The sequence below is a fragment of the Parasphingopyxis sp. genome (assembly GCF_052168295.1).
GTDB lineage: Bacteria > Pseudomonadota > Alphaproteobacteria > Sphingomonadales > Sphingomonadaceae > Parasphingopyxis.
On sequence record NZ_JBQLZN010000088.1, the window covers coordinates 1 to 24,752 of the forward strand.

General features: G+C 64.7%; 18 protein-coding genes. 3 read left to right on the forward strand and 15 right to left on the reverse strand.

What is annotated here, in order from left to right; translation table 11 throughout:
• The coding region (locus tag ACTS1Z_RS14060) for an aminotransferase class I/II-fold pyridoxal phosphate-dependent enzyme (protein WP_442625102.1) at positions 1–547 on the forward strand (547 nt) is incomplete at its 5' end.
• 71 nt (positions 548–618) lie between these two features.
• Here the strand turns inward: ACTS1Z_RS14060 and ACTS1Z_RS14065 are convergent.
• The 3 genes from ACTS1Z_RS14065 to ACTS1Z_RS14075 form a co-directional block, all read right to left on the reverse strand.
• Positions 619–1,131 (reverse strand): c-type cytochrome, encoded by a 513-nt coding sequence (locus ACTS1Z_RS14065; RefSeq protein WP_442625103.1) that lies wholly within the window; start codon positions 1,129–1,131, stop codon positions 619–621.
• 73 nt (positions 1,132–1,204) lie between these two features.
• Positions 1,205–2,503, reverse strand: coding sequence for a DUF3422 family protein (locus ACTS1Z_RS14070; protein WP_442625104.1), 1,299 nt, complete (start codon positions 2,501–2,503; stop codon positions 1,205–1,207).
• Between the two features lie 104 nt (positions 2,504–2,607).
• Complete coding sequence (locus ACTS1Z_RS14075) at positions 2,608–3,981, reverse strand: DcaP family trimeric outer membrane transporter (RefSeq protein WP_442625105.1); 1,374 nt, start codon at positions 3,979–3,981, stop codon at positions 2,608–2,610.
• Between the two features lie 193 nt (positions 3,982–4,174).
• Here ACTS1Z_RS14075 and acs point away from each other — a divergent pair, with 193 nt between their 5' ends.
• Positions 4,175–6,139: an acetate--CoA ligase gene (acs, locus tag ACTS1Z_RS14080; RefSeq protein ID WP_442625137.1), complete on the forward strand. Its 1,965-nt coding sequence runs from the start codon at positions 4,175–4,177 to the stop codon at positions 6,137–6,139.
• A gap of 1 nt (position 6,140) precedes the next feature.
• A complete protein-coding gene (locus ACTS1Z_RS14085) occupies positions 6,141–6,785 on the forward strand; it encodes a response regulator (protein WP_442625106.1) in 645 nt (214 codons plus the stop codon).
• Here the strand turns inward: ACTS1Z_RS14085 and ACTS1Z_RS14090 are convergent.
• The 12 genes from ACTS1Z_RS14090 to ACTS1Z_RS14145 all read right to left on the reverse strand — a co-directional run bounded on the left by ACTS1Z_RS14090 (position 6,782) and on the right by ACTS1Z_RS14145 (position 24,709).
• Positions 6,782–10,159: a hybrid sensor histidine kinase/response regulator gene (locus ACTS1Z_RS14090; protein ID WP_442625107.1), complete on the reverse strand. Its 3,378-nt coding sequence runs from the start codon at positions 10,157–10,159 to the stop codon at positions 6,782–6,784. The two genes, ACTS1Z_RS14085 and ACTS1Z_RS14090, sit on opposite strands and share 4 nt — an antisense overlap.
• A gap of 147 nt (positions 10,160–10,306) precedes the next feature.
• Positions 10,307–12,082, reverse strand: a complete 1,776-nt coding sequence (locus ACTS1Z_RS14095) for a sodium:solute symporter family protein (protein WP_442625108.1) — start codon at positions 12,080–12,082, stop codon at positions 10,307–10,309.
• Positions 12,083–12,094: 12 nt separating this feature from the next.
• Complete coding sequence (locus ACTS1Z_RS14100; RefSeq protein ID WP_442625109.1) at positions 12,095–12,391, reverse strand: DUF4212 domain-containing protein; 297 nt, start codon at positions 12,389–12,391, stop codon at positions 12,095–12,097.
• A 138-nt stretch (positions 12,392–12,529) separates the two neighbouring features.
• A complete protein-coding gene (locus tag ACTS1Z_RS14105) occupies positions 12,530–13,210 on the reverse strand; it encodes an exonuclease domain-containing protein (RefSeq protein WP_442625110.1) in 681 nt (226 codons plus the stop codon).
• Positions 13,207–15,075 carry a putative nucleotidyltransferase substrate binding domain-containing protein gene (locus ACTS1Z_RS14110; protein WP_442625111.1) on the reverse strand — a complete coding sequence of 623 codons (1,869 nt, stop codon included), beginning with the start codon at positions 15,073–15,075 and terminating at the stop codon, positions 13,207–13,209. Before ACTS1Z_RS14110 ends, ACTS1Z_RS14105 begins: the two co-directional genes overlap by 4 nt.
• An 88-nt stretch (positions 15,076–15,163) precedes the next feature.
• Positions 15,164–16,102: a glucokinase gene (locus ACTS1Z_RS14115; RefSeq protein WP_442625112.1), complete on the reverse strand. Its 939-nt coding sequence runs from the start codon at positions 16,100–16,102 to the stop codon at positions 15,164–15,166.
• A gap of 3 nt (positions 16,103–16,105) precedes the next feature.
• Entirely contained in the window at positions 16,106–17,476 is a 1,371-nt protein-coding gene (locus tag ACTS1Z_RS14120; RefSeq protein ID WP_442625113.1) for an alpha,alpha-trehalose-phosphate synthase (UDP-forming), read from the reverse strand.
• 1 nt (position 17,477) lies between these two features.
• Complete coding sequence (locus tag ACTS1Z_RS14125) at positions 17,478–19,271, reverse strand: glycoside hydrolase family 15 protein (RefSeq protein WP_442625114.1); 1,794 nt, start codon at positions 19,269–19,271, stop codon at positions 17,478–17,480.
• Entirely contained in the window at positions 19,268–20,017 is a 750-nt protein-coding gene (gene otsB, locus ACTS1Z_RS14130; protein WP_442625115.1) for a trehalose-phosphatase, read from the reverse strand. Before otsB ends, ACTS1Z_RS14125 begins: the two co-directional genes overlap by 4 nt.
• Positions 20,018–20,113: 96 nt before the next feature.
• Complete coding sequence (locus ACTS1Z_RS14135; protein WP_442625116.1) at positions 20,114–21,490, reverse strand: mechanosensitive ion channel domain-containing protein; 1,377 nt, start codon at positions 21,488–21,490, stop codon at positions 20,114–20,116.
• Positions 21,491–21,633: 143 nt separating this feature from the next.
• Positions 21,634–22,503: a formylglycine-generating enzyme family protein gene (locus ACTS1Z_RS14140; RefSeq protein ID WP_442625117.1), complete on the reverse strand. Its 870-nt coding sequence runs from the start codon at positions 22,501–22,503 to the stop codon at positions 21,634–21,636.
• 97 nt (positions 22,504–22,600) lie between these two features.
• A complete protein-coding gene (locus ACTS1Z_RS14145; protein ID WP_442625118.1) occupies positions 22,601–24,709 on the reverse strand; it encodes a beta-glucosidase in 2,109 nt (702 codons plus the stop codon).
• Positions 24,710–24,752: the final 43 nt, after the last annotated feature.

A 24,752-nucleotide genomic window follows, 5' to 3' on the forward strand; every position in this document is an offset into this window, starting at 1 on the left:
CGGCGGCATTGCCGAACGCGAAGGGCTGATGGACCGGATCACCGTGATCGAGGGCACACTCGGCAAGGCGTTCGGCGTGATGGGCGGCTATATCGCCGCTTCGGCCGCGCTGTGCGATTTCGTGCGCAGTTTTGCGAGCGGCTTCATCTTCACGACGGCGCTACCGCCGGCGCTCGCTGCCGGGGCCTGCGCGAGCATCAAGCATCTGAAAGCGAGCAGCGCCGAGCGCGATCGGCAGAAGGAACGGGTCGCCAAGGTGCGGCACAAGCTCAATTGTCTCGGCATCCCGCATCTCGACAATCCGAGCCATATCATCCCGGTGATGGTCGGCGATCCGCATAAGTGCAAACGCATCAGCGACTGGCTGATGGACAATCACGGCATCTATGTGCAGCCGATCAACTATCCGACCGTACCGCGCGGCACGGAGCGCCTCCGCATTACGCCGTCGCCCGTCCATAGCGATGCGGATATCGACCGGCTGATCGATGCGCTGACCGATATCTGGTCGCAATGCGAGCTGGCGCGGCGGGCTGTCGCCGCCTGACCGGCTGTTTGGCAGATCAAAAAAAGGGCGGCTCGCGGGCCGCCCTTTTCATATCCGTTGGATGCGTTTCGCTATTCCGAATGCGTCTGCAGGAATGCGATCAGGTCCGCACGGTCCTGCGCTTCGGGCAGGCCGGCAAAGGCCATGCGCGTGCCCGGAATGATCCGCGACGGATTTTCCAGATACTGGAACAATTTTTCCGGCGTCCAGACGATGCCGCTATTGGCGTTCGCGTCGGTATAGTTGAAGCCTTCGACCTGGCCCGCCTCGCGGCCCACGATATTGTAGAGCGACGGTCCGGTGCGGTTCACGCCCGGCTCCACGACATGGCAGGTCCGGCACTGTGCGAACACCGCTTCGCCCGCCGTCGCATCGCCGGTGAAGTCGGCATAGACGGTGCCGTCCAGCGTATCGGTCGAATCCGCAGGCGGCGCTTCGGCCGTCTCGGCGTCCGCTGCCGGCGCATCGGCTTCGGCGTCTTCGCCTTCGGCTGCCGGCGGTCCGTCGCTGCCCCCGCCACAGGCGGCCGTGGTGATCAGGCCCAATGCGGCGACTGCGCCGAGCAGATTATGCATTTTCCTCATATTGCTTCCTTCTCCTCCGAAGACGTCGGATCGCTGTGTATTAGAATTCTTACGTAACCTCAACGGTTCTCGCTCACTTGCGTTCCCCGTTATCCGCCGCGCCTTTGCCGTTCGCATGCTTCTCGTCCGTTTCGAGGATTTTGACCCGCTGGTGGCGCACGAAGAAATAGATGGCGGCGATGACCGGGAAGACGGCCAGCCCGACGATCGCATCCGCGCCGAACCCGTCGCCCAGCGCGTCGCCGCCTTTGACGAGATAGGCGATCAGGCCGACCGCATAATAGGTCGCCGCGATGATCGACAGGCCCTCGATCAGCGATTGCAGCCGGAGCTGGATGCCGAGGCTGCTTTCCATCGAGGAGAGCAGGTCCCGGTTCTGCGCCTTGATCCGCGTGTCGATCCGCGTGTTCAGCAAGGCGATCACGCCGTCCGCGCGTTCCGAAAGATCGCCCAAGCGCGATTCGAAGGATTCGCAGGTGCGTATCGCCGGCAGCAACCGCCGCTCGGTGAAATCGGTCAGGCTCGGAAAACCCGGTATGCGCCGGACTTCGAGCTTTTCGAGCCGGTTGGCCGCGATCTCGGCATAGGCGCGCGTTGCGCCGAGCCGATATCCGGTCTCCACGCGGACCAGCGCGAGTTCGGCGGACAGGCCGGTCAGCTGGTCGAGCAGGGCCTCGTCGTCGCTCTTCGGATCGTGTTCGAGCATCTGGCCATAATCGGCGAGCCGGCGTTCCAGCGCTCCGAGCTGCGGCCCATATTGCTGCACCAGCGGAAAACCGAGCAGCGCCATGTTGCGGTAATTGCCGAGCTCCTGCACGCGCTGGACGATCCGCCCGAGATCGCGCGGAGGCGCGCCGTTCGCCGCGATCAGCGTCCGGCCATAGCCCTCATGGATGCCGAAGTCCGACCATAGCCGTGCCCCGCCGCTCAGATGGCAGGAGACGAGATCGTCCTCGTAAAACTCCATTTCGTCGAACCGCTGCCCGGCCGCGTCTTCGTCCGCTTCGATGGTCAGCCGCGTCGCGCGGACGACGGCGCCGGGCCAATTCTCCATCCAGTCGACGATCTTGCGCTGTCCCTCCTGGGCCTCGGGCGGCAGGATCGCGGTGATCGTCGAAGCTTCGGTATGTTTTTCCCAGATGAACGTGGCGCCGGACTTTGCCGTGGCGGAGACATGGCGCGCCTCCTCGTCGATAGAGAAATCGATACCGCCGGGCGCCGCGTCCATCATCCGGCGTTCCTGTTCGCGCTCGGCTTCCTCGATGACCCAGACCATCTGGACGATCTCGCAGGGCACGGGCACCTGCGGAAACCGCCGCAGATGCATTTCGCGCACGAGCCCGCGCCGCAGCGGATGTTCGGTAAACACCATTCCCGGCCCCTAGCACAGGCCACAACGCTGTACAGAGAATTTGGGGGTGCGGAGCGCGATGCCGACATGCCGCGATCGATACGACCGCCGCACAGTATCCGGTGCTAGAATCGATATCGTGCGGACATCTGCACGCGTTGGAGATTGCCCGACTGTCCGGATTCAAGCGCGCGGCGCGCGTACATATATTCGATGCCGATATCGAGCGGGGCGACCGGCGTATAGATGAGGTTGGCCATCGCATTCCACACTTCGTCGGTGACGCCGAGGCCGGTCAGCGCGACGGGATTGTCGGCGCGGAAATAGCTGGCCGCGACGCTCGAACGCAGCTCGTCGCTCCACACATGGCGGAAGGCGGCAAAGCCCGAATAGGTGAAGATCGGATCGAGATCGCCATCGGCGGTGATGGCCGCGTCGTTTACAATGTTGAGGCCGATATAGCGGCCCAGCCCGTCGCCGACCGTTGCCATGAAGCGGAAATCGTCGCGCGGGCCGAGCGGCACGCGCCCGGAAACGCTGACGCCATAGCCGATCGCGCTGTCCGTCCCCGTGCCGAAATCGTCGTCCGATACGCGCAGCGTGCGCAATATGCCGGCAATGGCCAGTCCGTTGAAATTGTAGCGTGCGACGATGTCCGGCAGCGTGTCGTCGCCGGGCAATACCCGGCTCCCGTCCGGCGCCGTCACCGTCGTCTCCGGCTGTTCGACCGCGATCTGCAGCCCGCCATTGGTGTAGCGCACCAGCGGCTGGCGGACGAAGACCGTGCCCGGCGTCGTCCCGATGAAATCGAGCGTGTCCGGCAGCGCGCCGACATTCTGGAAGGTGGACCAGGCCTGGCCCAGGAGCCAGTTGTCGTAGCTGATATAGGCCTGGCGTACGCGCGGGGCATAGCTGTTGGAAATGCGCTCGTCGCCGCCGCCGGTAACCTGGAAATCGAGTTCGATATGCGAGGACAGCGTATGATCGTCGCCGACTTCGGTGACGGTGTCGAAGAAGAAGCGCGTCTGGCGCACGTTGAAATCCGTGTCGAAGCCGGAAGCCGGGCCGCCGACGGGGATCGCCGCCGGAATGAGGAAATCGCGCAGGATGCTGCCGCCCGGAATCTGGCCGCCGCTCGTGCGCTGCGTCACCGCGTCGAGCTTCACATAGCCGCCGAACGATACGCGTGTACCGCCGACGCTAAAGCCGAGGCCGCTTTCCTCTTCGGCTTCGGCCATCTGCTCTTCGACCGCCTCGGTGCGCGCGGCGACGGCGCGGGCTTCGGTGATCGCGCGCTGCGTTTCGGTCGCGATCGCGGCATCCTGCTCGGTGATGCGCCCGTCCTGGCGATCGATCCGTTCGATCAACCCCTCGACCAGCGCTTCGAGCCGGTCCAGCCGTTCATCGACACTGCGGTCCTGCGCCAAGGCCGGCATCGCCGTCATCGCCGTGGCGGCGAGCAGGCTGGCCCGGACCAGGGCTCTCATCGCTTTTTGCATCACTCTGTCCTCTCCAAGACGTCGCTGTCGGGAGAGGATGGCGCGCGAGATGGGCTCGGCGAAATTGGCAATAGGTCTTACGACCAATGTCGATATCCGGTCCGCCACCGTTTTCCGCTACGGTTCCCAATATATTGCGCCGCGTTTCCGATCCGGAACTGGCGCCGATCACGGAGAGAGGCGGGACATGGATATGCAGACGATCGAACCCAAGGAAGCGGAAACCCAGTCAGCGGTCGTTGCTGCGCCAGACGATCCGGATACGCGCTGCACGCTGGCCGACTATAAGGCGCTCTACGCGAGCAGCATTAGCGATCCCGACAGTTTCTGGGCCGGCCAGGCCGAGCGGCTAGATTGGTTCACGCCGCCGACAAAGGTCGCCGACTGGTCGTTCGACCCGGTTTCCATAAAATGGTTCGAAGATGGCGTGCTCAACATCTGTCACAACGCGGTCGACCGGCATGTCGAGGCGGGGCGGGGCGCGGATACGGCGCTGATCTGGGAGCCCGACGATCCGGCCACCGACACGCGCACGCTCAGCTATGCCGAGCTGCAGACCGAAGTCGTGCGGATGGCGAATGCGCTCAAGGAGCTTGGCGTCGAGAAAGGCGACCGGGTGACGCTTTATTTGCCGATGATCCTCGAAGGCGCGGTCGCCATGCTCGCCTGCGCCCGGATCGGGGCGGTCCATTCAGTGGTATTCGGCGGTTTCTCGCCCGAAGCGCTAGCGGGGCGGATCGAGGATTGCGAGAGCAGGTTCGTCGTCACCGCCGATGCCGGGAAGCGGGGCAGCAAGACCGTACCGCTCAAGGCCAATGTCGATGCCGCGCTCGACCATGCCGGCGTCGATGTCGATGCGGTGCTCGTCGTCCGGCATACGGGCGACGATGTCACGATGACCGCGGGCCGGGATCATTGGTATCATGAGGTTGCCGAAGGCCTGGCCGATAGCTGCCCGTGCGAACCGATGGCGGCCGAAGACCCGCTCTTCATCCTCTACACATCGGGTTCCACGGGCAAGCCGAAAGGCGTGGTGCATACCACCGGCGGCTACGCCGTCTGGACGGAAACGACCTTCCGCTACGTGTTCGATTATCGCCCCGGCGAAATCTACTGGTGCACGGCGGATATCGGCTGGGTCACCGGGCACAGCTATATCGTCTACGGCCCGCTGCAGAACGGCGCGACGAGCCTGATGTTCGAGGGCGTGCCCAACTATCCCGACCATGGCCGGTTCTGGGCCGTGGTCGCCAAGCACAAGGTCAACATCTTCTACACCGCGCCGACCGCGATCCGGGCGCTGATGCGTGAAGGCGAGGGCCCGGTAAAGGCGCATGACCGCTCGTCGTTGCGGCTGCTGGGTTCGGTCGGCGAACCGATCAATCCGGAGGCATGGCGCTGGTATCACGAGACGGTCGGCGATGGCGAACGGCCGATCATGGATACCTGGTGGCAGACCGAGACCGGCGGGATCATGATCACGACGCTGCCGGGCGCGCACGCCATGAAACCGGGCAGCGCGGGCCTGCCTTTCTTCGGGATCCAGCCGCAGCTCGTCGACAATGACGGCAATCCGCTGGAAGGTGCGACCGAGGGCAATCTCTGCATCACCGCGAGCTGGCCGGGCCAGGCGCGCAGCGTCTATGGCGATCATGACCGGTTCGAGCAGACCTATTTCTCGACCTATCGCGGCAAATATTTCACCGGCGACGGCTGCCGCCGGGACGAGGACGGCTATTACTGGATCACCGGCCGGGTCGACGATGTGATCAACGTGTCGGGCCACCGGATGGGCACGGCCGAGGTCGAAAGCGCGCTCGTGCTCCACGACAAGGTCGCCGAGGCGGCGGTCGTCGGTTATCCGCACGATATCAAGGGGCAGGGCATCTATTGCTATGTCACGCTGAACAGCGGAGAAGAACCCAGCGACGAGCTGGCCGCCGAACTCAGGCGCCATGTGCGCAGCGAGATCGGCCCGATCGCGACTCCGGATTGCCTGCAGTTCACGCCCGGCCTGCCCAAGACCCGCTCGGGCAAGATCATGCGGCGCATTCTCAGGAAGATCGCGGAGAATGATTTCGGGTCGCTCGGCGATACGTCCACGCTGGCCGATCCGGACCTGGTGGACGGATTGATCGAAGGACGCCAAAATCGATAACATGTCCGCGCCGGTAATCATCGCCGATGACCATCCGCTGTTCCGCAGCGCGTTGCGGCAGGCTGTCGAAAGCGCGTTGCCGGATGCAGACGTTGTCGAGGTGGCGACGGTTGCCGCCGCGCGCGAGGCCGCCGGCGAGGCCAATGCCCAATTGCTGCTGCTCGATATCCATATGGATGACAGCCAGGGCCTGTCCGCGCTGCTCGATTTTCGCCAGGATTTCCCGGCCATGCCGGTCGCGATCGTCTCGGCGAGCGAGAGCCCGGCGGTCTGGCAGGCCGCGAAGCGGCTTGGCGCATCGGGATTCATCCCGAAATCGGCCGATCTTGCCGCGATGAAGACCGCGCTCGCGGCGATCGGCGCGGGCGATATCTCGTTCCCGGAAGGCAATGGCGCGGCGGAGGAAGACTTGGCGGTCTATGACAAGCTCGCCAGCCTGACGCCGGCCCAGCGGCGCATCCTCGGCTATCTCAATCAGGGGCTGCTCAACAAGCAGATCGCCTATGAGATGGACATTACCGAGGCGACCGTGAAGGCGCATCTGACCGCGCTTTTCCGCAAGCTCGACGTCGTGAACCGCACCCAGGCCGTGCTGATCGCCGGAAAGCTCGACATCGACGAGGCGGCCACCGAACTCGGCCGCTAGGCGGGTATCCTGTCCGCGACTAATCGGCTGAGCAGCGCCCGCAGCACGCCAGCAGGCACCGGCTTCAGCAACCGTTCGGCACCCATTGCCTGCGCTGCCGTCTCGGTCGTCGCACCGTCTTCGGCGGTTAGCAATATAACCGGCGGGCGGGCGCCCCACCGTGTGCATAGCGTCTCGTAGAGATTGTCTCCGGTCAGTCCGTGATCGAGCCGATAATCGATCACGACGATATCGGGCCGCGGTTTGTCCAGCGCGTCCAATTCACCCGCGGCGATCTCGCAGGTCATGTTCCACCGCTCGAACAGTGCGGCCATCGCGTCGCGTGCCGCCGGGTCGTTGTCGATGCACAGGATATGCGCATCGGTGAGCGCGCCGGGCAGCTCTGCCATCGACATCGGCTCGAGCGGTGCATCCGCCTCGGCGAACCGCGCGGGAATCTCGAGACTGAAGCAACTGCCGCGGCCATGGATGGACTGGACCGTGATATCGACGTCGAGCAGATCGGCGATGCGGCGAACGATGGCGAGGCCCAAGCCCAGTCCGTTTACGCCGCGCTCTCCGGCGAACCGCGAAAACTCGTCGAAAATCCGGCCCTGCTCGTCGTCCGGAATGCCGATGCCCGTGTCGGCAACCGTGATCGCAATCCCCGGGCCGCGCCGGCGACATCCGATCAGCACCCCGCCACTATCGGTATAGCGCACGGCATTCGCGGTGAGATTCTGGAAGATGCTCAGCAGCAGGCCGCGATCGGTTTCGATCCAGGCGCTCGACCGTACGGCGCGGAACCGCAGGCCCTTCGCCTCGGCCCGCGCGGCGAATTCCGACTCAATCTCCTCGATCAGGTCGTTGATCGGAAAGCGCGTGGGGCGCGGCTCAAGGCCGCCGCCATCGAGCTTCGAGATATCGAGAAGTGCGCGCAACAGCTGGTCGGCGGATCCGATCGACCGGTCAATCCGTTCAAGCAGTTCGCGCGCCTTGCTTGGCTCCATGCGCCCTTCGCTGCCAATTTCTTCGGCCAGTGCCGAGCTGAACAGGCGCGCTGCGTTCATCGGTTGGACGAGATCATGGCTGGCTGCGGCGAGGAAGCGCGTCTTTGATCGTGTCGCACGTTCGAGTGCCTCGTTCGCGGCCACGAGCTGCTGCGTGCGCTCGGCGATCTTCGCTTCCAGTGCCAGTTCGGCAAGGCGGTCGGCGGTGATATCGGTATAGCTCGTCACATAGCCGCCGCCGGGCGCGGGGCGGCCCTGGATGCGCAGATAACGGCCGTCGGGCTGTTCACTTTCGGCGCTGTGCGGCCGGCCGGCGCGCAGATGGGCAATCCGCCGCTCGACCTGGCGTTCGCACTCCGGGCCTTCGAGACCGGCCTTGCGCAGATTGAAACGGATGAGGTCGGCGATCGGCCGCCCGGTCGTCACGAGCTCCTCGGGATAACCGAACATCTCGACATAGCGGCTGTTCCACGCGGTCAGGCGCAAATCACGATCGACGAGCGAGACGCCCTGGTCGATATTCTCGATCGCGATTTCGAGTGTGTCGGCGCTGAACTGCAGCCGTTGCGACGTCTCCCCGAACATCGCGACGACATCTTCGAGCGCCAGCGGATCGCCTTCCAGCGTGGAAACAACCAGCGCCCGCGCCGAGGACGCGCCCAATATCCCCGATATCTGTCTTTCGACGAGGGCGGCGAGATCGGCATCGGCCGGATCGGAATCGGCATAGGGCCGGGCGCTGCTCACGCGCAGCGCGTCGATGGCCGCGCGGCTGCGCTCGGGTCCGGCGATCTCGGCGAGCAGCAGCCGGAGATCGGCGACGCGCGCCTTGGTGGAGAGGCTGGCGGCCGCGGCGGGCGCGGGCTTGGGCGATGCGAAGGCGGCGGCCTGGGTGCGGTCGATAAGATTCGTCTGGCCGAGCAGAGAGGCGAGCAGCAGCAGCGCGATATTGGCGCCGAGGCTGATCGCGACACCGGAAACGAGTATGTCCTCGCCGATCATCAGCGGCGGCGGGGCATCGAGATAGGCGGGAATGAACAGCAGCAGCAGCCAGGCGGTGAACCCGGCGACCAGCCCGGCGATCATCCCGACGCGGTTCGCACCGCGCCAATAGAGACCGGCGACCAGCCCGGGCGCGAATTGCGCGGCCGCAGCAAAGGAAATCACGCCCAGCCCGGCCAGCAACGTCGTCTCGTCGATCGAGCGATAATAGAAATAGGCCAGTGCCAGCAGGGCGGCGATCGTTGCGCGCCGGATCCTGAGCAGCGCGGGCCCGATCGGCATGTCGCGCCGGCCCTGCCGCATGCGGCCACGATAGACGAGCGGCACGATGATATCGTTAGTGATCATGCCCGAGAGCGCGATCGTCGCGACGATAATCATGCCGGTCGCGGCGGAAAAGCCACCGATAAAGGCGAAGATGGCGAGCCATTCCGCGTCGAACTGCAGCGGGAGCGCGAGCACCGTCATGTCCGGGCTTACGCTGCCCGCCGGGAACAGCGCGACGCCCGCCATGGCGATCGGGAATACCGCGAGCGAGGTCAGCACCAGATAGGCCGGGAAGACCCAGCGCATCGCGCGGTCCGGCCGGTCGGTCTGCGCCTCGACGACCGTCATGTGGAACTGGCGCGGCAGGCACAGCGCGGCGCAGGCCGCAATCAGCACGAGTATCGCAAAACGTATGTCGATCTGTTCGAGGCCGAAGATCGGCGCGGGAGCCGCTTCGCCGACCGCAGCCGGTTCCGCCATCAGCAATATCGCGGCGAAAACCGCGACCGCGCACAGCGCGAGCAGTTTGATCGCCGCCTCGAGCGCGATCACGAGCACCATGCCGCGATTATGCTGCGTGAGGTCGATCCGGCTCGTCCCGAACAGAACGGCGAAGAGCGCCATGGCGACGGAAACGGCGAGCACGACATCGTCCGGGCGGAAGGTCGCGACGATATCGGGCGAGAGGGTGAGCAACGTCTCACCGACCGATTTGAGCTGCAGGGCGATATAGGGCAGGGCGCCGATCGTCGCGATGATCGTGACGAGCGCCGCGATCGACGCGCTCTTGCCGTAGCGCGCGGAGAGAAAGTCCGCGATCGAGGTGCTGTGCTGGGCCTTGCCGATCCTGAGCACGCGGCGGACGATCGGATAGCCGATGGTGAACAGCAGGATCGGGCCCAGATAAATGGGCAGGAACTGCCAGCCGGTCGCGATCGCGGATCCGACTGCGCCGTAGAAGGTCCAGCTTGTACAATAGACGGCGAGCGAGAGTCCGTAGACCCAGCCCATTCGCCGGTCGGCGAGGCGCACCTTTCCGAGATCGCCGGCATGGGCCAGCAGGAACAGCCCGGCGCAATATAATATGGCGGTCGCGAGCGCGATCCAGATCGCCATGGGTCATCCTCTCCGTCCGCCGGCTCGTTGGCCGGGGGATCGATCACAACCTTATCGCCAACGCCCCGAAATCCCAAGAAAAAGGGGCGGCCCCTTCCGGCCACCCCTTTCCGCCCCGACGCGGGGGAGGTTTGAACCTGGGGAGGTTCAGTGCGTCGAGGCCGCTCCCGCGCCTCTGGGCACTCTGATCGAGTCGATCAGGCGCCGGACCTCGATCGGCGGGCTCGCCGTCATCCGCGAGACGATCAGCGCCACCGCGAAGTTGAGCAGCATGCCGATCACCCCGATGCCCTCCGGCGAGATGCCGAGGAACCAGTTGGCCGCGACATTCGCATCCGGATTCCAGAGTTTGAAATAGGCGATGTAGAGGAAGGTGAAGGCGAGGCCCGTGACCATGCCCGCGATCGCCCCCTCCTTGTTCATGCGCTTGGAAAAGATGCCCATGAAGATCGCCGGGAACAGCGAGGCCGCGGCGAGGCCGAAGGCGAAGGCGACCACCTGCGCTACCCATCCGGGCGGATAGATGCCCAGATAGCCGGCGACGAAGATCGCAGCCGTCGCCGCGATCCGGGCCGCCATCAGCTCGCCCCGCTCGCTGATGTTCGGCTTGAACGTCCGCTTGAGCAGGTCGTGACTGATCGAGGCGGAGATTACGAGCAACAGCCCGGCCGCGGTAGAGAGCGCGGCCGCGAGCCCGCCGGCGGCGACCAGCGCGATCACCCAGCCCGGCAGGTTCGCGATCTCCGGATTGGCGAGCACCATGATGTCGCGGTCGACATAGACCTCGTTCGCGCTGTCCGCATTGGGTGCGTTGTCGACGAGCCGTTCGCCCGAAGGCCCGGTTTCGCCAGTGAAGTTCGGCGATCCGGCAAAGGCGTCGCCCGCGCGATACTGCATCACGCCATCGCCATTCTTGTCGGAAAAGGCGATGAGGTCGTTCGCCTCCCAATTGGTGAACCATTCGGGGGCATCCGCATAGCTCTGCTCGTTGACCGTATCGACGAAGTTGATCCGGGCGAACGCGCCGACTGCCGGAGCCGTCGTGTAAAGCAGCGCGATGAAGACCAGCGCCCAGCCCGCCGATTTGCGGGCGTCCGAGGCCTTGGGCACGGTAAAGAAGCGCACGATGACGTGCGGCAGCCCCGCCGTCCCGATCATCAGCGCGGCGGTGATACAGAAGACGTCGATCATCGATTTCGACCCCTCGGTATAGGGCCCGAAGCCGAGATCCTGCAGCACCAGGTCCAATCGTTCGAGCACGTACATGCCCGATCCGTCGTTGACCGTGGACCCCAAGCCCAGTTGCGGGATCGGGTTGCCGGTCACGAGGAAGCTGATGAAGAAGGCGGGCACCATATAGGCGAAGATCAGCACGCAATATTGCGCGACCTGCGTGTAGGTAATGCCCTTCATCCCGCCGAGCACGGCGTAGACGAAGACTATACCCATGCCGATGATGACGCCGAGATCGATCGGCACGTCGAGGAAGCGCGAAAACACGATTCCGACGCCGCGCATCTGCCCGGCGATATAGGTGAAGCTGATAAAGATCAGGCAGATCACTGCGACGACGCGCGCCGCGCTCGAATAATAGCGCGTGCCGATGAAGTCGGGCACCGTGAACTGGCCGAATTTTCGCAGATAGGGTGCGAGCAGCAGGGCGAGCATCACATAGCCGCCCGTCCAGCCCATGAGATAGACCGAGCCGTCATAGCCGAGAAAGGCGATGAGCCCGGCCATCGAGATGAAGCTGGCGGCCGACATCCAGTCGGCGGCCGTCGCCATGCCGTTGACGACCGGGTTCACCCCGCCGCCTGCGACGTAAAATTCCTTGGTGGATCCTGCCCGCGACCAGATCGCGATGCCGATATACAGGGCAAAGCTGATGCCGACGAACAGGTAGATCAGGGTTTGCGTTTCCATCGTCCTGTCTCCCTAGTCGTCGAGATCGAAGGTGCGTTCGATCTGCTTCATGCGGATCGTGTAGAAGAAGATCAGCACGATGAAGACGTAGATCGAGCCCTGCTGGGCGAACCAGAAACCGAGCGGATAACCGCCGAGCGAAAACTGATCGAGGAACGGGCGGAACAGGATTCCCGCCCCGAACGAGACGATGAACCAGATGCTCATTAGCGTGACGAGCAGCCGGATATTGGCCTTCCAATAGGCCTGTTCAGTATCGCTCGTGACGTGATCGTCTTCGCCGGAATTCTGACTGGTATCGTCGGACATGGTCCACCCCTCCTCTAATGCGTGAACCCGGGCGACGCGGCCCGGATTCTATTCTCATCGTCAAAGGCTAGTGGAAAGCGCGCGTATTAACAGCGCGACTTTGGTCTAATGGGGGGTCTAATGGGGATTGTTCGGCGCCTAGCGCGCCAGGAGATCGCCGAGCCGGATCGGGGCATCGCCACGTTTCGCGCGCTGGGCCAGGAACAGCTCGGCACAGGCGAGCGCGTCGGTTAGCCCGTCATGCGCGCGATAGGCGGGGAGGCCGTGCCGTGCGCGCAGCTTGCCAAGGCGAAGCCCGTCCGCCGCGCGGGTCGCTGGATACCAGCGCTGTTCGAGCTGCATCGTGCAGATGAAGGGCGCGACAAAGGGCGCACCGAAACAGCGGCGGCAGGCGGCATCGAGAAAGCCGCGTTCGATCTCGGCGAAATGCGCGACCAGCGGGACACCCGCCAGCGCGGGGAGCAGCGCTTCGAGCGCTTCGGCTTCGGCCAGCCCGTCGGCGGCCGCATCGTCGGTGATATGATGGATCACGACGCTTTGCGCGCTGAGCCGCTGTTCGGGCCGCAGGCGCAATCGCCCGGCCGTCGCGGCGCGGATCGTGCCGGAGGTCAAGCCGACCCAGCCGGCCTCCAGTATCGCGTCCTTCTCGGCATCGAGCCCGTCTGTTTCGAGATCGATTGCGATCATGTCCACCGCATCCGCATCGGCCGCGAAATCCGGCACGCCGACGGCATAAAAACTTTCGAGCGGCGTCCCTTTGGCGGCGGCGGCCGCACGGGCGCGCTGGCGTTCGAACCGGCCGCGCCTGCCGAATATCATGTAATGCCGCCAGCATAGGCGCGGCCGACCGCGTCGAGCTGTTCGCGGATCACCTTGAACGCGTCCTTCAGATGCTCGCGCTCGAAACGCGACAGGCTGGCCGGGGCGAGCTTGTTCGTCGGCGGATCGCCGGCACGGATCTGGTCGGCCTGGTGGCGGAAGCGCACGCCGCGCACGAAATCGAAACAGTCGGCAAGATCGGCCGCCGCCTCTTCGCCGATCACGCCTTCGCTGGCACACGCGGCGAGCCGCGCTTTCGTATTCGCCGCCGCGATTCCGCCCGCCAGCGCGTAGACACGCGCGATATCGACGATCGGTGCGATGGCCTGCAGCTTGAGGTCGAGCACATCGCCTTCGCGTTCGTCATGGTCGAGCAGGAAGGTCCGGAAAAAGCCGAGCGGCACGCGGTTCTTCGCCGCCGCCCGGGCGACGAAGGAGAGGAATATCCCGTTATCGCGCGCCTTTGCGTAAATGTCGTCGCGCAACGCATCGACCAGATCGGTCTCGCCGGCGATACCGCGCAGGTCGAAGAAGATCGTCGCGTTGAGGATCGCATCGGGATCGGGCGTGCTGATCCAGCGATCATAATCGGCCATCCAGTCGGCCGCGCCTTTTCGATAGCGCGTGTTGGTCGCCATGATATCGCCGGGGCAATAGACATAGCCCGCGGCATTGAGCCCATCACTCAGCCGCGCCGCGAGCTCGGAAAAATAGTCGTCATGCGCGTCCGGGTCGTAGCCATCGCCGAAGACGAACCCATTGTCCTGGTCGGAGCCGAGCGCCTGTTCCTGCCGCGCGAGAGAGCCGAATATCGCCAGTGCAAAGGGCGCGGGCGGCGTGCCGAGCGCGTCCTCCGCCAGCGTCAGGAGACGCTGATGCGCCGCTTCGCCGATCGAGGAGACGAAGCGCGAGACATGTTCGGCATCGACGCCGGAATCGACGAGATGGATCAGCGCCTGGGGCAACCGGTCGGTCGCCTCGGCCACCGCTTCAGCATCCGCGGCGGCGCGCACCCGCGACACGACATGCACGGCGCTCGTGCCGAACCGGTTCAGCAGGTCGCTGGCGCCCAGCACGCCGATCAGCGCATCGTCCGGGTCGGTGACGGGCAGATGATGGATATTGCGTTCGCTCATGGTCAGCATCGCGGACAGCATGTCCGTATCGGCGCCGACCGTGATCGGGTCGGCCGTCATGATCGTTTCGACCGGCGCATCGGCCGAACGGCCCGCGCCCAGCACGCGCCGCCGCAGATCCTTGTCCGTCACGATGCCGACGAGGCGGCCGTCGGCGATGAGCGGCAGTGTCGATACATCGGCGTCCGTCATCAGCCGCGCCGCATCGCGGATCGGCGTTTCCGGATGAGCCGAAATCACGTCGCGGCGGCGCAGCAGCGCACCGACCTCGACCTGCGCCGGGCCGGAACCCGCGCCTTCACGCATCGTCTCGAGCCGGCTGACGGCCTTTCTGAGCCGGGCATTTTCGTCCGCGATGAAGAAGGCGCGGAAGGCTTCGCTTTTCTCGTTCAACGCGCGGAAATTCTTGGCCGGCAGCCGGTAGAGCAACGTATCCTCGCGCGCGACGACGGCATTGCGTGCGATCCCGTCGCGCAAGAGCGATGGATAGCCGAAACACTGCCCCTCGCCGAGCCGCGCGCTCAGTTCGGTGCCGCCGAGCCGGAGTTCGACCGCGCCGGAACGGATGATACCGAGATGCGCGTTGGTTTCGCCTGCTTCGATCACGCTCGAACCGCGCGGAAAATAGCGGATCTCGATCGCGCGGCTCAGCGCCTCGCGCAGTGGATCGGGCAAGCTCGCAAACGGCTCGTGCCGCGCGAGAAAAGACGCGATTTCGGCTATTTCCATCTTCCGATTCCCGGGCCTTGGTCAGTGTTGCGCTTGGCCGAGGCTATCATAATGTGACGCGTGATTTCAGTCGCCAAAAGTCGAATGATTATCGGAAGAAAGCGAGGGCAGCACCTGTCAGGCCCGGCTCCGCCTTGCGCAAAAAACTGATTGGCGTGTCGGCCATCTGGCTTGCGAAGCGCCCTTTCTCGCGAAATCGCTCCATGAAATCGGATTGCGGCAGTTGCTCGAGGAGGCGCTCGGTGAGCCCGCCGACGAGCACGACATGGTGCGATCCATGCGCGAGCGCGATATCGCCGGCAAAGCTGCCATAGGCGGCCAGGAAGCGGGCGAGCGCAGCGCCGGCCGTGCCGTGACCATCGAGCGCAGCTTGCCAGAGCGCCGCATCGGAAGACTGCTTGCCGGAATCGTCCGATAGCGCTGCCATGTGCGCCGCGAGGCCGGGGCCGGCGACGACGCGCTCGGCCGAGACCCGCCCGAACTGTGCGCGCAATCGTGCGGTCAGTCCGTCTTCGAACGCGTCTTGCGGCGCGAACCCGATATGGCCGGCCTCGGTCGGGACGACGCGATAGCTTTCGCCATTGCGGATAAGCAGCGCGACGCCGAGACCCGTGCCCGGCCCCAATATCGAGACCACGTCTTGCGGACCGATCTCCGCGCTCCCCGCCAGGCTGACAAGATCATCCGGTTCCGCATTCGCAACCGTGTGGGCCACGGCCTCGAAATCGTTGACGAACAGGCAGGATTGCAGGCCGAAAGCACGTTCGATGGCCGCCCGATCGAATATCCAGCAATTATTGGTCAGCTTGACGACATCCTCGGCCGGCCCGCAGGCGAGCGCGAGGGCGGCATCGGTCGGGCGTGCCGGCGCGACGGACTGCAGATAGGCGCGGCATGCCGTTTCGAAATCGGGATAATCGTCCACGGCGAGCGTTTTCGCGGCGTCGAGCTCGACGGTCCGTTCGGATCGCCGCGCCATCGCAAATCGCGCCCGCGTGCCGCCGATATCCGCAACCAACAGCCTCATCGCTCACCCTTTCAGCGCGGCGATGAACCGGTCGCGCCACCAAGAAACGTCTTCCTGGCGGAGATTGTCGATCATGCCCTGCCAGCGGCCGACGCGCTCGTCGAGCGGCATGTCGAGCGCTTCGCGGATCGCCTCGGTCATGCTTTCATGGCTGTGGGGATTGACGCTCAGGGCACCGTCGAGTTGGTCGGCGGCACCCGCGAATTGCGAGAGCACGAGCACGCCGGGATCTTCGCCATCCTGTGCCGCGACATATTCCTTCGCGACGAGGTTCATCCCGTCGCGCAGCGGCGTGACTAGCCCGACATGGGCCGCGCGGTAGAAGCCGAACAGTTCGCGGCGCGGATAGCCCTGGTTGACGTAGCGGATCGGCACGAGATCGACTTCCGAGCGCGCGCCGTTGATCCGCCCCGCCATGCTTTCGAGCTCGGCGCGGATCTCCTGATACGATCCGACATCCTGCCGCGAGGGCGGCGCAATCTGGATGAACAGCGTTTTCGCCGTGCGCTCGGGATGGAGATCGAAAAAGCGGCCGATGGCGTCGAACCGTTCTGGCAGGCCTTTCGAATAGTCGAGCCGGTCGACGCCGATGATGACCTTGCGGCCGCGGCTGCTCGACAGGATGCGCTGCTCGGCCTGGCGCGCGTCGCCGGACCCTTCGAACGCCGTGAATTCCTCGAAATCGACGCCGATCGGGAAGGCGTCGGCGCGAACGCTGCGCCCCTCGAAATGGATGGTCCGGCCATCGACCTCGGCACCGAGTTCCTTCTCGCAATAATAGAGAAAACTGTCGAGCGACTGGACGGTCTGGAAACCGATAACATCGTAGGACAGCATCGTGCGCACGAGCCGCGCATGATAGGGCAGCGAGACGAACAGGCTGGTCGGCGGCCAGGGAATATGGAGGAAAAAGCCGATCCGGTTCTTCGCGCCGAGCGACCGCAAGCGTTCGCCGAGCGGCATCAGATGATAATCGTGCACCCAGATAAGGTCTTCGGGCTCGACGAGCGGAATCAGGTTTTGCGCGAAACGGTCGTTGACCCGCTCATAGCCCTTGCCGAAATCGCGCTCGAACTCGGTAAGATCGATGCGGAAGTGGAAGAGCGGCCAAAGCGTCCGGTTGGCATAGCCGTTATAATATTCCTCGACATCCTGCGGCTCGAGATCGATCGTCGCCGTGGTCACGCCGTCATGGCGCTGGAAATCGATCTTGCCCTCGAAGGCCTCGGTTTCCTCGCCCGACCAGCCGAACCAGATCCCCCGGCTTTCGCGCAGCGCCGCGAGCAGCGCGACGGCGAGCCCGCCCTGCGCGCCGCCGGCGCTTTGCGCCTTGGGTACGGAAACGCGGTTCGAAACGACGACCAGCCGGCTCATATCACCTCATCTGGCTCCAGGGCACCGACAGCAGGCCGGCGCAATTGATTATGCCAACCAGCGAATAAGTCTGCGGAAAGTTTCCCCAGAGCTCGCCGGTCTCGAAATCCATATCCTCCGAAAGCAGTCCGGATTCGGTGCGCCGGGCGAGCATCTGTTCGAACAGGGTGCGTGCCTCCTCCTTCCGGCCGACGAGGAACAACGCTTCGATGAGCCAGAAAGTGCAGATGTTGAAGGCGGTTTCAGGCAGGCCGAAATCGTCCTCGCTGTCATAGCGCAGCATATGCTCGCCGCGCCGAAGCCGTTCCTCGATCGCCTCGAAGGTCGCGATGAAACGCGGATCGTCGGGCGACAGGAAGCGCATGTCGACAAGCTGCAACAGGCTGGCATCGACGTCATCGCGACCGAAGCTTGCGCCGAAGCGGCCGGACTCCGCGTGCCACGCCTCGGCTTCGATCGTCTCGCGGACCTTTTCGGCGCGGTCCGACCAGAACTTCGCCCGGTCGGCGAGCCCGACCATCGCCGCCGCCTTGGCGAGCCGGTCGCAGGCCGCCCAGCTCATCACCGCGCTATAGGTGTGGACCGCCGATCGCGTGCGAAATTCCCACAGGCCCGCATCGGGCTGGTCGTGCATCTTCCAGGCCAGTTCGCCGACCGATTCCAGCCGTTCGAAATCGGCCCGTTCGGACATGCGGAAGAGACGCTGGTCGCAGAAGGACTGGATCGTCGGCAGGATGATCTGGCCGTACACGTCGTGCTGGGTCTGCAGCGCCGCCGCATTGCCGATGCGGACCGGGCCCATGCCGCGATAGCCGGGCAGTTTCTCGGCCTCCGCCTCGGGCAGCTCGGATTCGCCCGAAACCGCGAATAGCGGCTGGATCGCGCCCTCCTGCATCTCGTCGACGATGTTGCGCAGATAGCTCAGATATTTTTCGAGCACGTCGAGCGCGCCCAGCCGGTTCAATGCCTGCACCGTGTAATAGGCGTCGCGGATCCAGCAATAGCGATAGTCCCAATTGCGCTCGCTATGCGGCGCTTCGGGAATCGACGTCGTCAGCGCCGCGACGATCGCGCCGGTTTCCTCATGCTGGCAGAGCTTCAGGGTGATCGCGGCGCGGATCACGGCATCCTGCCATTCGAACGGCGTTGCCAGGCTGCGCACCCAATAGCGCCAATAATCGATCGTGAGGTCGCACATGCGCGATACTTCGCGTCCGATATTGCCCACGAACGGCTCGTCCGGGCCGAGGAAGAAATGGTGCGCGCGCTCGACCCGGAAGGCGCGCTCCTCGAGGATATGCCCGACCGGCGCGTCGGTGCTGAGCCGCAGCGTGTGCGCGTCGCACAGATAGCGGGCATGGTTTGTGCCATTGGTCCGCGCGACATCGGGATCGCCCCAATTCTTCGTGGGCGCGAGGCGCATGCGCAGCCGCGGCGAACCGGCAAGCGGCCGGATGATGCGGCCATAGGCGACCGGGCGATACATCCGCCCCGAGCGTTCGAAACGCGGGCAGAAGCTGAGCATTTCGACCGAGCCGCCCCGGGCGTCGGTCAGCACGGTGGAGAGCACCGGCGTATTGCGCAGGTAGCGCGAGCGCACTTCGACCTGGTCGACGAGTTCGGCCGACCAGATCCCGCGCGGCGGATTGCCGTCCTCGGCCGTATCGAGCAGCGCGCAAAAGGCCGGATCGCCGTCGACGCGCGGCACGCAGCTCCAGACGATCGATCCGGCGGCATTGAGCAATGCGCTGACCTGGCAATTGCCGATCGGCCATAGCTGGAGATCGGCGGTCATCGCGGCGCTCCGGCAATCGCTGCGATGAGCGCATGGACATCGCGCGGTGCGGCCAGCCGGTGCGCCGCATTCTCGCTCTCGCGCTCGCCGACGATGATCGCAGTACCGCCCAGTTCGCGCGCCGCGCGAAACCCGTCCTCGTCGGTTACATCGTCGCCGATATAGAGCGGCACCGAGCCCGCAAACGCGTCCTCCCGCATGATCGCTTTCACCGCCATGCCCTTGTCATAGCCGGGCGGAACGAGCTCGACGACCATCTTGCCCTTCTTGACCGAAAGCCCGTGGCGCGCGGCGAACTCCTCTCCGAAAGCGGTAACCGTATCGGCCAGTTCCGGCGACTGGCGGTAATGGAGCGCTGCGCCGAAGCGCTTGCGCTCGATTTCGAGGCCAGGCTGGTCGCGCCGATAGCGTTCGAGTTCAGCGAGCAAGGCGGCAAGATCGAAATCCTCGGCCGCCAGCCGCTCCCCGCCGCCCGCAATCCGCATTTCCAATCCATGCGATCCGCACAGCGAGAGCGCGTGCGTATCGAGATAATGGTCGAGATCCGCGATCGTCCGGCCACTGATGACGAGCTGACGGCCATCCAGCCGCTGCGCGCTGCTTTCCAGAAGCGGGGCGAGACCGGCGGGTACGTCGATCGCATCGGGACGGGCGGCGAGCGGAACCAGCGTTCCGTCGAAATCGAGGAACAGGCTCAACGAACCGACGGGCGCGGGGAGGAGCGAAAGCGGGCCATTGCCTGTCATCGTGACAGCTGTGCCGCATAGCGGTTCCGCCAGCAAGGCGGCGCGGCGACGATTGTCGTTCCGATACCGGAGATTATGGGCAATCCTGACGCGCCGCTATTCGATCGGCCGCCGATCATCGAGCAGGTCGTCCTCGACCGTTTCCGCCCGTTCCTCGTCGACGAGCCGCTCGATATGCGTATCGGGCCGGGTATCCTGATCCTCCGTCTCCGGTTTCGGCGATTTTCGCGTCTCGCCCCGGTTTCGATCCGGTGCATCGGACAGCGCCTGCTTGATCGGAAGGGGTGCCATATCGTCGAAGCGCACACGATAGATGGGCTCGGGAAGCGCGAAACCCTTCTCTTCCAGTGCGGTCTTCGCCCCCTGGATCGCCCGGCTGCGGCCCTTGAGAAAATCCGTCTTCGTCTGATCGACCCAACCCTGGAAGGAGAGCACGATGTTCGAATCGCCCACCTCGCTTATGATGCCCGTGGCCTCGGGCGTCGACAGCACGAACGGCAAGGCGTTGATCGCCGCAAGGCCAACCGCGATGCCGTCCGCCGCATCGTCCTCGGCATCGATGCCGAGCGCGAAGTCGAAGCGCCGTTCCGGATTGCGCGTATAGTTGAGGATGACCGATTTGAAGACGACCGAATTGGGCACGCGCAGGTGATTGCCATCGAGGGTCATCAGGATGGTCGCGCGCGATGTCAGCCGCACGACACGCCCCTCATGCTCATCGACCACGATATGGTCGTTGGCGCGGAACGGCTGGCGCAGGCTCAGCATCAGGCTCGATACATAATTGTCGACCGTATCGCGGACGGCAAAGCCGATCGCGAGACCAATTACGCCCGCGCCGCCGAGCACCGCCCCCAGCAGCGCGGTCGCGCCCAATATCTGCAAGAGCGCGACGATAGCGAGCACGATCGCGATAAAGCGGATCGACGTCGCGATGAGCTCGGCCATGAAAGCGTTAGGCGCAACCCATTCCCATAGGCGCTTGCGTGCCGCGAGCCAGTAACCGAGCAATCCGATCACTATCGCGATACCGAACGCCACGGCGATCAACGGCAAGGCATGGGCAAGCCCGCGCAGATCCTCCTGAAGGGCCGTCACCGCCGGCGTGACATTCGTATCGACATCCAGATTGCGTTCGATGCCATTCTCGACCGTGACGACACCGGTTACCCGATTGGCGATCGCTTCGGCGCGGTCGATATCCTCGGCGGTCGGCACCGATCCGCCAAGCGCAACGACGCCGGCCGCCGACGAGACCGTCACGTCGGACAGTGCATCGATCTGGCCGAAAATGTCGGTAATCCGATCGGTGATCTCTGCATCGCTCGGTCCGTTATCGGCGGTCTCGATATTCTGCTCTGCGGGTTCGGCGCTCTCGGGCGATTCCTCGCCGAGCAAGTCGGGCACCATTGCCGGAGCGATTGCGGGAAATGACAGAGCGAGCCACAGAAGGGCGATAATTCGGAATTTCATCGTTCGAGCCTGCCATGATTTAGCGGCATTGATAAGCCGCACGCTGGATGCGGCGTCCCGAATATCGGTGTCTGAAGTTCCAAAGCGCGCAGCCAGGGCCTCAATTCTGTGTCACCGGAACGGGACGGTCCACGAAATTCACCCTAATCGAGGTCGCGCACGATCCGGAAGCCGATATGGCTGGCCGAGAAATCGCTTTCCTGCGGCTGGCGCGAGGCGGGCCGATAACGGCGGCAGTAATTTTCGGCGCACAGATGCGATCCGCCCTTGATCGTATGACGGCCCGGGCCGAACGGCGTATCGGTCCATTCCCAGACATTGCCGATCATATCGTACAGCCCGGCTTCGCTTTCCGGAAAGCAGCCGGCGGCGGCCGTCGTCAGGAAGCCGTCGGTGCCGGTATTCTGATAGGGGAATATGCCCTGCCAGACATTCGCAAGCGGCCGTCCGGCATCGTCGAAAGCGCCGGAGAAGGGGTTTTCGGGGTCGCGCAATCCCTGTGCGGCTGCATATTCCCATTCGACTTCGCTCGGCAATCGGCCACCGGCCCATTCCGCATAGGCGCGGGCATCGGCATGGCTGACATGGACGACCGGGTGACCGCCGCGGCCTTGAATCGTCGATCCCGCCCCCTCCGGCGTGCGCCAGGTCGCGTCTTCGGCCAGCCGCCAGTTGCTGTTTTCGAACAGCGCCGATCCGGCGCGCTCGGCATCGGTGACATAGCCGGTCGCATCGACGAATGCCGCGAACTGATCGTTGGTGACCTCGTGAATCTGGATCGCGAACCCCTCGACGGCGAGCTGCATCGGCACACCCTCTTCAGGATAGAGTGCATCCCGGCCCTTTTCGAAGGACCCGGCGGCGATCTCGACGAACGCACCCTGCTGCGCGTCGGCGAGACCGCAGGCGGTGTCGGCGACTTCCTGCGCCTCGAGCCCCTCATCGGCAGGATCGTCCGCGCAGCCGGCTATCAGAGAAAACATTGCGACGATGGCTGCAAATAGCGCTTTCATGATCGTATTCCTGCTCCTTGGCGGTCTGCGGCCAGCATGCTGGTTTTGCATGGCGACACAAGCCGGGGCGTTTCCGGCTGGCTTGCCGTCGGCTCGCCTATAGGTCCAGCTCGGCTGTCAGAAGCGCGGCATCGTCCGACGATCCGCCGACGGCAATCCGGTATCGGCCGCTTTCGTGCCGCCAGCCCTGCCGGTTTTCGTCCCAGTATCGCAATTGCGCCTTGTCCACGGTCAGCGCGATCGTCCGCGTCTCGCCCGGATCCAGTGCGACCCGGTCGAAAGCCATGAGCTGCTTGGCAGGCCGCTCGACGGTGACGCCCGGCGCTCCGACATAGAGCTGCACGATCTCCTCCGCCGGGGTTTCGCCGCTGTTCGTGACGCTGACCCAAGCGATGATCGCATCGTCCGTCTCGCGGAGCCGCAGGCCGCGATAGCCGAATTCGGCGTAGCTCAGTCCGTGACCGAACGGATATCGGGGCTTCGTGCCGTCCCGCTCGAACTTGGTATAGCCGTGCCACAGATCGTAGGTGATCGCCGTCGCGGTCCGGTCGAAAAAGGGATAGTCGGCCCCGTCGCGCGCCACGGTGAAGGGCAGCTTGCCCGATGGCGATACGTCGCCGAACAAGAGGCGCGCCAGCGCATGGCCGCCCTCCATGCCCGCATAGAATGTCTGCAGGATCGCGGCCGCGCCGCCCTGCCAGCCTTCGACCATTACCGCCGATCCCGCGACGATCACGACTATCACGGGCTTGCCGCTTTCCGCCGCGGCGTCGATCAGCGCGACCTGGTCGTCGGGGAGATTGAGGTTCGCGCGGTCGCCGCCGCGCGGCTGGTTGGGCCGATCGCGGCCGACCGCTTCGGCCGCTTCTGCGACCTGCTTCGACATGCCCGGCGGAACGAGATCGCCAGGTATGAACTCGCCCTCATCGTCCGCCGTGTAACCGACGACGACGACGACGGCATCGGCTTCGCTCGCCGCCCGTCGCGCCGCGTCCAGCTCGCTCTCGACGCCGGTCAGGATGGCGCTCTCGCCGAGATACTCGCGCAAGCCCTGAAGCGGCGTCACGACATAGGGTGCGCGCACCCGGCTCGAGCCGTGATCGCCGGTATTTTCGGTCGCCGCGAGCCTGCCGAGCACGGCGAGTTTGCCGGTCTTCTCTTTGTCGAGGGGCAGAACAGCATCGTTCTTGAGCAGCACGGCGCTCTTTTCCGCGGCCTCGCGGGCCAGCATGCGATGGCTTTCGCTCGCGACGAGCGTCTCGGTGTAGTCCGCGAGCGGGTCTTCGGCGGCCATGAAGCGATAGAGCGTCGTCAATATCCGGCGGCAGGCGCGGTCGATGACTTCAGGTTCGACATGACCGGCTTCGACGGCCGCGACGAGCTTTTCGCCATAGACCAGCGGTTCGGGATTTTCGATATCGAGCCCCGCGCTCGCGCCATAGGGTTTGTAGACGCCGAGCATCCAGTCGGAATGGACGAACCCTTCAAATCCCCAATCGCCGCGGAGTATGTCGGTGAGCAGGATGCGGTGCTGGCCGCAATATTCGCCATTGAGCTTGTTGTATGCGCTCATCACGCTCGCACAGCCGGCGTCGAGTACGCGCTTGAAATGCGGCAGATAGACTTCGCGCAAGGGCCGTTCGCCGATCGTGACGTCGATCTGGAAGCGCGTATTCTCGATCGAATTGAGCGCGAAATGCTTCACCGTCGCGATGACATTGTGGGTCTGGAGGCCGGTGGCGAGCGCGGCGCCCATTTCGCCGAGATGATGCGGGTCTTCGCCATAGGTTTCCTGCGCCCGGCCCCAGGCCGGATGGCGGAGCAGGTTGATGCAGACCGCGCCGGAAAGGTTGCAATCCTGCGCGCGAATTTCGATCCCCATCGCCTCGCCGATCCGGCGTTCCAAGTCGACGTCGAAACTCGCGCCGCGCGCCATCGAACAGGGAAAGGCGGTCGATTGGCCGCGCGCCACGCCACGGGGGCCGTCGGTGAACCAGAGGCACGGGACGCCCAGGCGCTCGATGCCGCCGCCCGCGCGATAGGGCCGCGCGCCCCACACGCCCTCATCCTCGGCGATCTGCTTGAGAAAGCCCTTGCCGGACATCATGCCGACCTTCTCCTCGAGCGTCGCCTCGGCGAGGATTGTGTCCACCGTCTCGGCGATCTCGGCGCCGGTCATGCCCTTGCGGGGCCCATAGTCAGTCAAGAGAATTTCCCTTCGCTTCGCGCTGATCGTTCGAGAATGAGTG

Coding starts and splice junctions, on each gene's coding strand:
- ACTS1Z_RS14065 (WP_442625103.1), bottom strand. CDS start 1,131: ATGAGGAAAATGCATAATCTGCTCGGCGCAGTCGCCGCATTGGGCCTG.
- ACTS1Z_RS14070 (WP_442625104.1), bottom strand. CDS start 2,503: ATGGTGTTTACCGAACATCCGCTGCGGCGCGGGCTCGTGCGCGAAATG.
- ACTS1Z_RS14075 (WP_442625105.1), bottom strand. CDS start 3,981: ATGCAAAAAGCGATGAGAGCCCTGGTCCGGGCCAGCCTGCTCGCCGCC.
- acs (WP_442625137.1), top strand. CDS start 4,175: ATGCAGACGATCGAACCCAAGGAAGCGGAAACCCAGTCAGCGGTCGTT.
- ACTS1Z_RS14085 (WP_442625106.1), top strand. CDS start 6,141: ATGTCCGCGCCGGTAATCATCGCCGATGACCATCCGCTGTTCCGCAGC.
- ACTS1Z_RS14090 (WP_442625107.1), bottom strand. CDS start 10,159: ATGGCGATCTGGATCGCGCTCGCGACCGCCATATTATATTGCGCCGGG.
- ACTS1Z_RS14095 (WP_442625108.1), bottom strand. CDS start 12,082: ATGGAAACGCAAACCCTGATCTACCTGTTCGTCGGCATCAGCTTTGCC.
- ACTS1Z_RS14100 (WP_442625109.1), bottom strand. CDS start 12,391: ATGTCCGACGATACCAGTCAGAATTCCGGCGAAGACGATCACGTCACG.
- ACTS1Z_RS14105 (WP_442625110.1), bottom strand. CDS start 13,210: ATGATATTCGGCAGGCGCGGCCGGTTCGAACGCCAGCGCGCCCGTGCG.
- ACTS1Z_RS14110 (WP_442625111.1), bottom strand. CDS start 15,075: ATGGAAATAGCCGAAATCGCGTCTTTTCTCGCGCGGCACGAGCCGTTT.
- ACTS1Z_RS14115 (WP_442625112.1), bottom strand. CDS start 16,102: ATGAGGCTGTTGGTTGCGGATATCGGCGGCACGCGGGCGCGATTTGCG.
- ACTS1Z_RS14120 (WP_442625113.1), bottom strand. CDS start 17,476: ATGAGCCGGCTGGTCGTCGTTTCGAACCGCGTTTCCGTACCCAAGGCG.
- ACTS1Z_RS14125 (WP_442625114.1), bottom strand. CDS start 19,271: ATGACCGCCGATCTCCAGCTATGGCCGATCGGCAATTGCCAGGTCAGC.
- otsB (WP_442625115.1), bottom strand. CDS start 20,017: ATGACAGGCAATGGCCCGCTTTCGCTCCTCCCCGCGCCCGTCGGTTCG.
- ACTS1Z_RS14135 (WP_442625116.1), bottom strand. CDS start 21,490: ATGAAATTCCGAATTATCGCCCTTCTGTGGCTCGCTCTGTCATTTCCC.
- ACTS1Z_RS14140 (WP_442625117.1), bottom strand. CDS start 22,503: ATGAAAGCGCTATTTGCAGCCATCGTCGCAATGTTTTCTCTGATAGCC.